Below are 12,425 nucleotides of genomic sequence, written 5' to 3'. Positions count from 1 at the left end.
GGGTGCGGTCCGCAAGACCGCACCCAAGGCCGCGTGCAAGGCCCTACTGGACCGTCGGAACGGTGAACTCATTCACCCCGAAGCGCGAAGGATCGTGGGAGGTCGAGAAGACCCCCGCATCTGGCGCGGTCGCCAGCCCAGGCAGCGTGACGGCACCGCCCACAGCCGCGAAGTTGGATCCATCCGTCGAGTAGTAGCCGGTGACCTGGTTTCCCGACCGAGTCAGCTTCAGCCAGATGGGTCGACTGGTCGTCAAAGCGACTTTGGACTCGGAGTCGATGTATCCGTCTCCGTCTGAGTCCCACTCGAGGACGACGCCGTTCGATGGGGTGACCGCCAGGACCGCGTACCCGGGAGAATACCCAGGACTGGAGATCGAATTCTTCACCATGAGGCCCGACTTGGCCCACGCGCTGCTGTCGGCTTGTGAGACTACCTTGGTCGTCACAGACTTCCCGGTCGTCAGCCCGCCAGGAACGTAGACCGCGCCGTAGCCATCGTCGAACTGGGCGCCTCCCTTGAACACATCGTTTCCGTTCGCGCCCAGCAGGAGCTGGGTTCCGTTCTGTGCGGCTTCACCTCCGCCGGTCATGAACGAAGACAATGGAGCGGCAACACCGGTACTGACCTGCAGGTCGCTGATGAAGTTGGTGGAAGCCCGTGTCGCATCGTGGGATGTGCTGAAGATGCCGCCGTCTGCCGCTCCCGCGATACCCGTCAACGTGACCGCGGAACCGATCTGGCGGTACGAGCTCCCGTCGATGGAGTAGAAGGCTGTGACCTGAGTACCTGACCGCACCAGACGGAGCGAGATCGGACGCTGTGTCTCCACAGCAACCTTGGACTCCTTGTCCAGGTAGCCGTCTGCGTTCGAATCCCATTCCAGTACGACACCGTTGGCTGGGGTGACCGCGAGGATCGCGTAACCGGGCGAGGAGCCGGCCTTTGTCATGTCGTTGCGGATCATGAGCCCGGTCTTCGCCCAGGGGTTCGTGTCGTTCTGCGCATCGACCCGAGCCGACAGCGTGGTGCCCGATCGGACGACCCCGTCCTGATAGACAGCGCCGAAGGCATCATCGGTCTGCGCCCCACCGCGCCATACATCAGCACCCGCCGCGGAGATCGAGAACTGATCGCCGCCCTCCTGCGCGAAGTAGGACGACGTCGCCGAGGTGCCAGTCGTTTGGTAGGGGGCGGCTACATGCGACCCTCCGGCACCGCAGGAGGGGTAGCTGGTAGCCGAGTAGTTGGCGTTCGCGGGTGTCCGCAGACCGGGTGCGACGCCCGCTTCGCACATGATGACCCGAGCGGTCGTCGGCCACGGCCCGGAAACTGCCTGGTCGTTGGTCACCGTGTTGTTCGTGGTGGAGTTGAAGAGGCCCCAGACATCACCCCTGTTGTGATAGTTGTTATCGGCGTTGTTGTCTTTCGTTTCGTTCGGTCCTTGATTGCCATTGGTGTTGGCGAAGATCCACTGGCCGGCGTCCTGGATGACGTTGTACCGCGCCGACATGTAGCGCGAGCCCTCGTCGAGATACAGGCCGATTGTTGACTGCAGGTCATAGATGTAGTTGTTGCGGTAGACCGTGCCCGGACTCGCGGAGAGGTTGTAGATCGAGCCCCCGTCGCTGAAGCCCTTCTTGGTCCCGTGCACCAGGTTGTATGCCACGACGTTGTTGGCCAGGGTCGTCTTGGTCGAGTACTGCGGGTTGAACGCGTAGTAGCCGCGGTTGCGGTAGTCCGGCGATCCTCCTGGGTCGTTCACTCCCCAGCCCCAGCCAGTGTCGATCCCGTCGTAGGGCACGTCTGCGACCTCGTTCTGCATGATGCGGGCATTGGTCACGTAGGTGGTGAGTATCCCGGAGTTGTCCTTATAGTCCTGGCCGATCTTCGTGACGGTGTTGTTCTGGATCAGAATGTCGCGAACGATCATCCTCGGATCCGACGGGTGGTGGGCGTCTTCACGAATGCCTCCGACAACGACGCCACTTCCGGCGAGCTGGGTGAAGGTGTTGGCCGACACTGTGATGTTGGAGGTGCCGAGGCCGACGCCGGTCGCGTGGGCGTTGGCGTCCATGCCGATTCCGAGGCCCGTCTGACCAAGAGCCGTGAACGTGTTCTTCACGAACGCGACCTGGCTCGCCGCCGAAACTTGCACTGCTGCGGGCTCCTGGAACCAGGTGTTGCGAGATCGCTCGAAAGCAGCACAACCCCGATTGCAGGTGGTGAACGCATCGGCCGGTCGGTAGTCGTAAGCGCCCTTGGAGAAGGTGCCGTTCTGCTGGTTCGTGTAGCCGTCAGCGCTGGAGGGGCCGAGCCACGATGTTCCCGAGAACTGGATGCCTTGGAAGGTCAGGTTCGACACAGGTGCGTCATAGGTGCCGCCGATGTGCACGAGAGACTGCAGCCGCGGGAGCTCTACGGCGAGTGATCCCGGGTCGACTCCGTCAGCCGGCTTGTAGTAGAGCTTTCCTGCCACAGGGTCGATGTACCACTGGCCTGCGGTCCGCAGAAAGTTGAGTGAGTTGTTCAGTGTGAGGGTCGGTCCGTGGAAACCGTTCTGGAGCGTGTCCCAGCCCCAGGTGTTGTTGTCCCACCCTGGCTGAGCCATAGCCACCGATGTGCCGGAGATCGAGGCGACTAGGCTGTAACGATCGGTCCATGCTCCGGTACCGTTCAGCTCGATGCGATCCTGCTGCGGAAGGGAACTCAGGTAGTTGAGGGCCGCGTTGTTGATCGTGAGTCCCGTGGCCGTGAGGGTGACGTCGGTCTTGCTGATCGGGATCGAGGCACGCGGAGCGCGCACGCCGTCGACGTAGAGCTGTCGTGTGTCGAGCCCGACCGGTGTATCGGCGACGTAGATGTTGTTCGCACCGTCGAACTTCGTCCAGCCGCTTACAGGTGTCGCGCCGGTGATGATGGGTGTGCTGCTCGTCTGGTTCTGCCAGATCACGTGGCGACCGGGTGAACCGCCGTCTGATGCGCCGAAGTTCAGCGGCGCGGAGACACGATATGTGCCGCCCCCCAGCAGCACGGTGACGTCTTCGGAAGATGATGCCAGCGCCGATCTGGCCGCGACCTGAGCGTCCGTGATCGAACACGGTGCAGCGGCAGAACACGCCGTGCCAGTTCCAGTAGGCGACGTATAGATCGTCGTGGATGCAGCGCTGGCGGACGGAGCGGGTCCGGCGACGACGGCAAGCGCGACGAGGACTGTGGCCGATAGCGCGGCTAGAGGTCCCAGCTTCATTGTTGGTCCTTTGTTCGTGCGATCCCCGCGGGGATCTGCCCTCCCATGGCGACAACGCCGTCGCACGGATCGAGCTTCCGACAAAGGTTATACATATGATGAAATGCTGTCAACGCGGTCGATGCGCGCTTCGCACGGTCAAACTCATCCGACCTGGCCCGTCGGGATACCGCGCCAGCCCGATAGCAGGAACGGTGAGCACGAGTCAGTCGATACCTGGGTTTCGAGAGTTGGGCGCCGAACGCCTCAGCTTGCGACAAGGATCGAAGCTGGTCAGCTCCAGCGCCCCCGTCGATTCTGGACCGGACCGCCCATGCCTGTTGAGAAGCTCATACTCACTGCCGAAGAGGCTGCAGCGTCCCTCGGGTGGGCCGTTCCACGGGCTACGACCTCAAGAGGCTCGCTGCGCCGTCCGCTGACGGCACTGAAACTCTGGGCGGAGCGACATATCGACGAGGACCTTGAAGCCAGAGACGCCTTCGACGAGCGAGGGCTCGAGGAGGCGACTTCGGCGCTCTGACGCGAGGCGGCTTCGTGCCGCCCCAGGGAGTCTCAGCTATTCGCGCCGCGCGTCGCCGAGCTCGGGAGGTTGTCCTTCGGAAGGCTCGCACCCGCTGCCAAGGCCTCGGTCCAGGCTTCCGTGGTCGAGACCGCCGCGAAGTTGGAGTTGAGCAACGCCATGAGCGTGCCGTGCACGGTCCGGGCGTCCGCAGATCCGGCGTCGTTGGTGATGTTGATGGCCCCGGTCGCGTCGGAGAGGACTTCGGCCTCAAGGCCGAGTGTCTCGGACTGGGCCGCCGACGCGAGGATGCAGTTGTTCGTCATGTAGCCGACGAGTGTGACGGTATTCACATCGTGCTCCTGGAGCCAGTCGAGCAGATCCGTTCCCGCGAAGACCGACCCGTACTGCTTGGTGATCGACTTCCATTCGGGCCGCTGCCGGCGCGCGATCTCGGGGTGCACGTCGAACCCGGTGGTGGCGGGGTTGAAGACCGGGGCGCCCTCGCCCGCCGTGTGCTGGACGACCGCGACGGGCACGCCGGCCGCGACGGCAGCGTCGATCGCCGCGGTGATCCGAGGGAGGGACTCGGCGTGAGGCGGGAATTGGATCTCCAGTGGACCGGAGAAGTACTCCTGCTGGACGTCAACGAGGATCAGCGCGCGTCGTGCGGTACTCATGGTTCATTCCTTACGGTCAGATGGCGCCGTTCTGGCGACCTTCCTAGCCTTCGTTGTCGTCGCATGATCAACAAGTGGCCCAGATGCGCAATACTGATGAGATCAGGCCAAGATTGGAGCGCTCGTGAACATCGCTGTCTACGCTTTCGACGGCATTACGCTGTTCCACCTCTCGGTGCCGCAGATGGTCTTCGACGAGGTACGACGACTGGGACTCGGAGACTGGCGGCCAGTCCTGTTCGGCGAGACCCTTGGCCCGATTCGCACGGCAGAGGGCTACACGATCGAGGGGACTCAGGGGCTGGACGCTGTCGACGCCGCCGACATCGTCGTCATTCCGTCCTGGACGGACGACGCCCGACCCGTTCCGCCGAGCGTGCACGACTCCGTCGTCGGCGCACACCGAAGCGGTGCGATGGTCGTGGGTCTCTGCCTCGGAGCCATCGCTGTCTCCGATATGGGCCTCCTCTCCGGTCGCAGCGCTGCTACCCATTGGCACGCCGTGGAGAGCCTCCGAGCCCGCCACCCCGAGATCTCAGTCGATGCCGACAAGCTCTACGTGGATCACGGCGATGTCCTGACCTCGGCCGGAACGGCGTCGGGTATCGATGCCTGTCTCCACATCGTGCGGACCAGACTCGGCGCGGAGGCTGCCAACCGCGTCGCCCGCAGCCTGGTCGTCGCCCCGCACCGCGAAGGTGGGCAGGCCCAGTACATCGAGCGGCCGATCCCGAGTGACACCGGCGAGGACCCCATCGCCCGGGCGTCCGGATGGGCTCTCGACCATCTCGACGAGGATCTGTCTATCGATCGTCTCGCTGCGGCTGCTCGGATGAGTCGTCGATCATTCGTGCGACTCTTTCGAATGGCGACCGGCGCGACGCCCGCCGCCTGGATCCGCGCGCGACGCCTGGACGAGGCCCGCCGGCTCCTCGAGATGACCGATCTCCCCATCGATCGCATCGCCGCGTCATGCGGATTCACACCGGTCACCTTCCGGCAGAACTTCGCAGCGACCTTCGGCAGCACACCGTCCCGGTACCGTGCCCGGTTCGACGCGCGGCAGGCGGCGGCAGGATAGCCGGCCGGACCCGAACGCCGCGCATCCGGTGACCGTTCACCCACCTCGACCCCAAGCCGCCGAAGTGCTCAGCCGGACCGATCCTCATCGCCTACCGATGAGGATCGGCGAGCCCGTCCGGCTGCCGTAGGCCGTCGCTGAACTCGACTCATCTGATCTCGATCTCGTTCCCACTCTTGACGCGCAATCGGCGCAGGCTTAGTCTCATCTCAAGTACAGACCGTGCGCTCGGTCGGTTCACATTTTGTTCGATAGAGTCATCCATCCGCCCCGCGGAGGGAACTTCAATGAGGAGGTTTCATGTCCATGTCCAACCCGGGCGGTCCGCCGCTCACTGCGGTTGATGCCGTCACCCCAGCACACGAGCGCGTTCCACTGATCGCGCCACCGACCGAGAAGGCGGCGCCGCGCGTGATCGCGGCGATGGTCGGAGCACGCCTAGGACTGATGGTCGCGTTGTCGACGCCGCTGACCGCGGGCCTCGTCCTCAAGCTCCAGACCCTGGTCGACCCGGATGCCATCGTCGGCACCCTCGGCCTCGTCACGTCACTCGGGGCGCTGTCCGCCCTCCTGTTCGATCCCATCTTCGGCCGACTGAGCGACCGGACGACCAGCCGGTTCGGTCGACGCCGCCCGTGGATGCTGATCGGCGCGGCGGGTCTCATCGTCGCTCTCGCGATCATCGCGCTCGCGCCGAACGCCGGAGTGGTCGCACTCGGATGGGTGCTCGGCCAGATGCTCGCTAATGCAGCGGTCAGCGCACACACCGCCACACTCGCCGATCAACTCCCTTCTCGCCAGCGCGGCAAGGTCAGCGGCATGATCGGCATCGCGCAGCAGGCGGCAGCGCTCGGCGCCGCCTACGCCGCCCAGTTCCTGGGGACCCAGCTCCTTCTGCTGTTCCTGGTGCCCGGCGTGATCGGCTTCATCCTTGTGGCCGTGTACGCCTTGGTGCTGCCCGATCAGCAGCTGCCGAAGCGGCCGCGCAGCGAGGGCGGGTTCCTCACGGTCCTGAAGACGTTCTGGGTCAACCCGCTCAAACACCCCGACTTTGCACTCGCGTGGGGCTCGCGGTTCCTGCTCGTCCTCGCGAACTTCATGTTCATCACCTTCCGCCTGCTCTGGATCCAGAACGAATTCGGCCTGACACCCGCCAAGGCTGCCGAGGTGATGGCCACCGGTGTGCTCTGCTACACGATCTCGCTCATCGTGGCCGGCCAGATCGCCGGCTGGTTGTCAGACAAGATCGGCCGTCGCAAGCCGTTCATCGTGGGTTCCGCGCTGATCTTCGCCGTCGGGACGTACATGCTCACCCATGTCGAGAGCAACCAAGGGTTCTTCCTTGCCGAGGTCGTCCTCGGCATCGGTTTCGGCATCTACGTGGCCGTGGATCTGGCTCTCGTGCTCGATGTGCTGCCGAGCGCGAACGACGCCGCGAAAGACCTCGGCGTGTTCAACATCGCGATGGCGGGGCCGCAGGTGCTCGCCCCTGGCGCGTCGGCGATCCTGATCGGTCTTGGCGCCGGGCAGAACTTCGACCTGATGCTCGTCGTCGCCGCCGTCATCGCGATCCTCGGGGCCGTGATGATCCTGCCCGTCAAAACCGTCAAGTAGATCGAAAGAGCTCACAACATGTCACGAACAGCTGAGGACCTCCGCTCGATGGTCTCAACGATGACCCTTGACGAGAAGGTGCGCCTCCTTTCCGGAGACGGGATGTTCATCCTCGCCGCGGACGAGCGCCTCGGCCTCGAAGCGATCGTCCTGTCGGACGGCCCGACGGGTGTTCGTGGCGAGATCGTCGTCGGGGGCAGGCAGGCGTGCCTGCTCCCCAACGCAAGCTCGATCGCGCAGAGCTGGAATCGGGAAGTCCTGGAGGAGGTCGGCGGCATCCTCGCCGAGGAAGCGCTGCTGCAGCGGATTCACGTCGTCCTCGGCCCGACGATCAACTTGCACCGCTCCCCCCTCGGCGGACGCCTCTTCGAGGCGTTCAGTGAGGACCCTCTCCTGACCGGCCACCTCGCGTCGGCCTACATCCGCGGCCTGCAGCGCCACGGTGTCGGGGCGAGCGTGAAGCATTTCCTCGCCAACGAATCGGAGACGGAACGCACGACCGTCGACTCCGTCATCGACGAGGCAACCCTCCGCGAGGTGTACCTCGCTCCCTTCGAGATCGCCGTTCAGGATGCCCAGCCATGGACACTCATGGCCGCCTACAACCGGGTGAACGGCGTGCCCTCCACGGAGCAGCAGGAGCTGCTGGCCGACATTCTGAAGGACGAGTGGGGCTACGACGGTGTGGTCATGTCCGACTGGTACGCGACCTCGCGGACCGCAGAGAGCGTGACCGCGGGCCTCGACCTCGTGATGCCGGGGCCGAGCACACCCTGGGCGGATTCCCTGGTCACCGAGGTGCGCGGCGGCAACGTTCCCGAATCCGTCGTCGACGACCATGTCGCGCGCATCCTCCGTCTCGGAGACCGGGTGGGCGCGCTCGGCGAGCAGCGCAGCTGGCCCGCACACCTCCCCTCCCCGGACTCGCCCGAGCGGCGGGAACAGCTCCGCCGGATCGCCGCGTCGGGAATGGTGGTCCTGAAGAACGACGATCACATCCTCCCTCTGTCGAGTGACGCTGCGGAGACGCTGTTCGTGACTGGCCGTCACGCCCATGACACGGTCGCTCAAGGCGGCGGGTCCGCTCAGGTGCGTCCTCCGCACGTCGTGTCCATTGAGGCCGGACTCCGAACCATGTTCGGGTCGCAGCGGGTAACCGTCCTCGACGGCGTGGAGACGCGCGCTACGCTCCCTGCCATTGACGGGAGGTTGATCAGCGATCCTGTCACCGGAGCCCAGGGCATGCGGATCCGTGTCTTCGACGATGCCGGGGCCGTGCTCCACGACCGAGTGGTCGATGTCGCAGAGGTCGAGGACAACAAGACCGGGTGGCTCGAGCACGCTGCGGCCATCGAGCTCAGCGCAAGACTGAACGTGCCGTCCGGCGACTACCAGATCGGGGTGCGAGGACCAGGCGTCTGGGAGGTCCACGCGCCAGGCCACCGGGAGGAGTTCGAGATCCCGTTCCACCCGGGCCCGGGAGGCGGCTTCTTCCGACCCCGCAGTCACTCGTCGGCCATCCAGTTGGAGACCGGCTCGATCGTCACCGCCACCGTGCAGCGAGCAGGCATGGCGAGGATCCTCGGGCTCGTCCTGAGCGATGCCGCTCGTCCGGCTGCCCAAGCGATCGCCGCGGCCGCGGCCGGCGCTCAGCGCGCCGATGTGGCGATCGTCGTCGTCGGCCTGACCCCGGACGAAGAGACAGAGGGACAGGACAAGCGCACCTTGGCGCTCCCCGGCCACCAGGATGCGCTGGTGACCGCGGTGGCTGCAGCGGCCCACCGAACGATCGTCGTCGTCAACGCTGCGACTCCGGTGCTCATGCCATGGATCGATGACGTCGACGCCGTCCTCGTCGCCGGGCTTCCCGGACAGGAGGCGGGCGACGCTGTCGCGGCCGCGATCTCGGGCCTGGTCCCGCCGGAAGGCCGACTCGTGACGACGTACCCGGCGGCGAACGGCCAGGGCCCTGCCTGGAGCACCACGCCGCAGAACGGCCGTCTCGAATACCGGGAAGGTGCGTTCGTCGGGTACCGCGGGTGGTTGAGGACGGAGGACGAACCGGCTTTCTGGTTCGGAGCCGGCCTGGGATATACCGAATGGGCCTATGGCTCGATCGAGGTGTCGAGCGCCGGCCCGGCCGGAGTCCAGGAGGTGTCGGTCTCTGTCACGAATGTCGGCGAACACGTCGGCCGCGAGACCGTCCAGGTGTACCTCGAACCCGCTTCGGCCGAGCTCCCCACACGTCTAATCGGTTGGTCCTCGGTCGAGCTGGTCCCCGGCGAGAGTGCATCCGTGTCGGTCGAGTGCGACGTGCGCTTCCAGCGCCGGTGGCAACCGTCGCACCAGGCATGGACGCCACTCGTGGACGGCCGGCTCATCGTCGCCCGGGGTCTCGGAGACGTTCGCGCTAGTCTTCCAATCGGACCCGCCGCAGCAGGCGGTTCACTGAACATGTCGAGAACCAGCGTCACAGCAGAGGTGTGAATCCATGTCGTTTCCCGCGAACTACCTGATCGAAGCCCAGACCGACAAGCTCAAGCGCGACGGTGATCTGACCCGGATCACAGCACTCCAGGCGGCGGCCGCTCAGATTTCGGAAGTCGGATTCCACAAGACGACCATTTCAAACGTCGCGGCACGGGCGGGCATCTCCCAGTCCGGCCTGTTGCACCACTTCCCCTCCAAATCGGCACTCCTGGCAGCGGTCCTCGACCAGCGAGAACAGGACGACAGCGACTTCCTCTTCGGCGAGGGTGTCACACCCATGGGCTGGGCAGCGTTCGACTCGCTCGTCGCGCTCACCGCTCGGAACGCCACGCGACCTGAGTGGGTGAGGCTGTTCGTCCTCGTCGCCGCCGAGGGCACAGCGCCGAGCCATCCCGCGCACGATTGGGTGACCAGGCACTATCGCAGCATGCGGTCCTGGCTCACCGACGCCATCCGTGACGGTGTCGCGAACGGCGAGATCAGTGAAGCGGCGCCCATCGACGCCCTCGCTGCGGGAACCATTGCTCTGCTCGACGGCCTGCAACAGCAATGGGTGCTCGACCCGCAGTCGGTGCCACTCGTGCAGACCGTCCGCGTGCACGTCGAGGGGCTCAAACGCCTCTGGACCCCGGGCAGCTAGGACACCGTTCGCCTGCAGGGGAGCCGCATGGCTTCATAACAGACCGAGCGCTCGGCCTGCCTCCACGATTCGATCCATAACTCAGAGGACCCCGCATGATCTTCGGCTTGATCGCCTTTGGCCTCCTCGTTGGAGGTCTGACCGGGATACTCGGCGCCGGCGGCGGCATCATCGCCGTCCCCGCGCTGGTCTACATCGTCGGGATCCCCCTGGAGACGGCTATCTCGACATCACTTCTGATGGGCGCGGTCGGACCGATCGCCGCCCTGATCCCACGTATCCGGACTGCCGTCGACTGGCGCATGGTCGGCGCCGTGGCCATCGCGGGAATCCCGATGGCGTTCATTGGAACCGCGGTCGGTTCCCTGCTTCCCGAGCAGGTGATCTTGGTGGTGTTCGCGGCGCTCATGTTCGCGTCGGCCGTCCAGATGCTCCGACGCCGACCCACCGAAGCCGTCGACGACTCCCGGCCGCCGCTCTGGATACTCCGTGGCTTCGCGGTCGGACTACTGGTCGGATTCCTGACCGGCCTGCTCGGTGTCGGAGGAGGCTTCATCACGGTGCCGGCCCTCGTGCTCGCGCTGCGTCTCCCCATCAAGAAGGCCATCGGAACGTCACTGGCAATCGCCGTCCTGAACTCCGTCGCGGGGATCGTGGCACACGTCGGGATCACCCGCCCGGACTGGGGAGTCGCCCTGGCCTTCGGACTACCCGCGATCGCCGCATCCTTCGTCACGGCGCGATTCGCCCACCGGATTGGTGGTCGAGTACTGCAGACGGGGTTCGCGGTCCTCTTGTTCGTCGTCGCAGGCCTGACGATCCTTCAAGTCCTGACGCAATAGAACCGCGTCGGTACTCGCCCTGGGGCGACTCGTCCGCCCCCGGGGCACCAGGTCAGACGCCGAGCGCGCGGAGCCACGAGTTCGAGCACCGCGAGCACTCCTGACACGTAAGAGCACTCCGGACGCGCACGCCCTTCACACCGCTCGGCGGCCGACCTGGATGCCGGCGCCCATCCATGACGCCGCCTCAGGCGCCGACCGGGAGGCCGAAGTGATCGGCGACGAGTTCCACCGAACTGGTCTGGATTTCACGGGAGTGGCCACCAGTGACAAGCATGATCTCGTCGGCGGACGTCTGCTCGTGCAGGCGTTCCAGCGCTACTCCGACCTCAGAACCGGTTCCGTGCAGGGTGTTCGCCATGTACATGTCGAGCACTCGACGCTCATCGAGTGTGGCCGGATACGCTGCGACCTCCTCCGGGGAGAGCAGAGCGTAGGGCTTGCGCTGGAACATCCGCAGCATCGCCATCGCCGTCGAGCTCGTCTGTCGGCGTGCCTCTTCCGGATCATCGTGAGCCGCAACCGAGACACTGACCATGACGCGTGGTTTGGCTAGCGCCGGAGAGGGCCGGAAGGCGTCACGGTAGATCCGCAGGGCGCTGGTGACATCAGCCCGACCGAACTGCAGGGCGAACGCGTAGGGGCGCCCGAGCCGGGCAGCCAGATGAGCGGAATACGTGGAGGACCCCAAAGTCCAGAGCTCAGGGAGCCCCTCGGTGTGCGGAACGCGGTTCTGTTCAGCCTGCCAAGGCCCTGGCACGGCATGCACAGCCCGGTACGGGTGCCCCTCCGGGAAATCATCCTCGAGGAAGCCGACGAGTTCCCCGATCTGCTCCGGAAAGCGGTCGTCGTGATCGTGCCGTCGGCGCAGCGCGGCAGCCGTTGCTTGATCGGTACCGGGAGCGCGCCCCACGCCGAGATCGATACGACCGGGCGCGAGCGCGCTCAGCATGCCGAACTGCTCCGCGATCAGGAGAGGTGAGTGATTGGGGAGCATGATTCCACCGGCTCCGAGCCGGATGCGTTGCGTCTCGCCCGTCAGCCGAGCCAGCATCATCTGGGGAGAGGAGGTGGAGGCGCCAGGCATCGCGTGATGCTCCGACATCCAGTAGCGCTGAAAACCGCGTCGATCAGCCAGCTGCGCCAGGGCGATCACCTCACGGTACGCCTCACTGGCCGAGGTACCGATACCGGTCAGCGCGTTGTCCAACACGGACAGGCCGAACGGTGCGGTTCCAGAAGAGCTAGCAGCAGTCATCATCTCATCTCACTTCTCATGGCAAAAGGCCGTGAATAACGTGATAATGAGCCTAACACGTTCTCACGGCA

General features: G+C 65.4%; 9 protein-coding genes. 6 read left to right on the top strand and 3 right to left on the bottom strand.

Going from position 1 to position 12,425, the window contains the following annotated elements; genetic code table 11:
* Nucleotides 1-43: 43 nt before the first annotated feature.
* Nucleotides 44-3,250, bottom strand: coding sequence for a right-handed parallel beta-helix repeat-containing protein (locus tag IFT89_RS05575; RefSeq protein WP_202938456.1), 3,207 nt, complete (start codon nt 3,248-3,250; stop codon nt 44-46).
* A 313-nt stretch (nt 3,251-3,563) separates the two neighbouring features.
* On the opposite strand from IFT89_RS05575, the gene IFT89_RS05570 reads away from it, so the two are divergent.
* The gene (locus tag IFT89_RS05570; protein ID WP_202938455.1) at nt 3,564-3,770 is read left to right on the top strand and encodes a hypothetical protein; all 207 of its coding nucleotides are present in this window, start codon (nt 3,564-3,566) and stop codon (nt 3,768-3,770) included.
* 32 nt (nt 3,771-3,802) lie between these two features.
* Here IFT89_RS05570 and IFT89_RS05565 read toward each other — a convergent pair whose 3' ends face one another.
* The gene (locus IFT89_RS05565; RefSeq protein WP_137243680.1) at nt 3,803-4,429 is read right to left on the bottom strand and encodes an isochorismatase family protein; all 627 of its coding nucleotides are present in this window, start codon (nt 4,427-4,429) and stop codon (nt 3,803-3,805) included.
* A gap of 124 nt (nt 4,430-4,553) precedes the next feature.
* On the opposite strand from IFT89_RS05565, the gene IFT89_RS05560 reads away from it, so the two are divergent.
* The 5 genes from IFT89_RS05560 (at nt 4,554) to IFT89_RS05540 (ending at nt 11,096) form a co-directional block, all read left to right on the top strand.
* A complete protein-coding gene (locus tag IFT89_RS05560; RefSeq protein WP_202938454.1) occupies nt 4,554-5,510 on the top strand; it encodes a GlxA family transcriptional regulator in 957 nt (318 codons plus the stop codon).
* Between the two features lie 300 nt (nt 5,511-5,810).
* Nucleotides 5,811-7,124: an MFS transporter gene (locus IFT89_RS05555; RefSeq protein WP_137243682.1), complete on the top strand. Its 1,314-nt coding sequence runs from the start codon at nt 5,811-5,813 to the stop codon at nt 7,122-7,124.
* 60 nt (nt 7,125-7,184) lie between these two features.
* Nucleotides 7,185-9,611: a glycoside hydrolase family 3 protein gene (locus tag IFT89_RS05550; protein ID WP_244650610.1), complete on the top strand. Its 2,427-nt coding sequence runs from the start codon at nt 7,185-7,187 to the stop codon at nt 9,609-9,611.
* Between the two features lie 4 nt (nt 9,612-9,615).
* The gene (locus tag IFT89_RS05545) at nt 9,616-10,254 is read left to right on the top strand and encodes a TetR/AcrR family transcriptional regulator (protein WP_202938452.1); all 639 of its coding nucleotides are present in this window, start codon (nt 9,616-9,618) and stop codon (nt 10,252-10,254) included.
* Nucleotides 10,255-10,349: 95 nt separating this feature from the next.
* Entirely contained in the window at nt 10,350-11,096 is a 747-nt protein-coding gene (locus IFT89_RS05540) for a sulfite exporter TauE/SafE family protein (RefSeq protein WP_202938451.1), read from the top strand.
* A 187-nt stretch (nt 11,097-11,283) separates the two neighbouring features.
* Here the strand turns inward: IFT89_RS05540 and IFT89_RS05535 are convergent, their stop codons facing one another.
* Nucleotides 11,284-12,357, bottom strand: coding sequence for an LLM class flavin-dependent oxidoreductase (locus IFT89_RS05535; RefSeq protein WP_244650609.1), 1,074 nt, complete (start codon nt 12,355-12,357; stop codon nt 11,284-11,286).
* Nucleotides 12,358-12,425: the final 68 nt, after the last annotated feature.

Origin of the sequence: Plantibacter sp. CFBP 13570, assembly GCF_014841395.1 — a bacterium.
Taxonomy (GTDB): domain Bacteria; phylum Actinomycetota; class Actinomycetes; order Actinomycetales; family Microbacteriaceae; genus Plantibacter; species Plantibacter auratus.
Note: the sequence above shows the minus strand (reverse complement) of the source record. Positions and strands in the feature narration are given on the sequence as shown.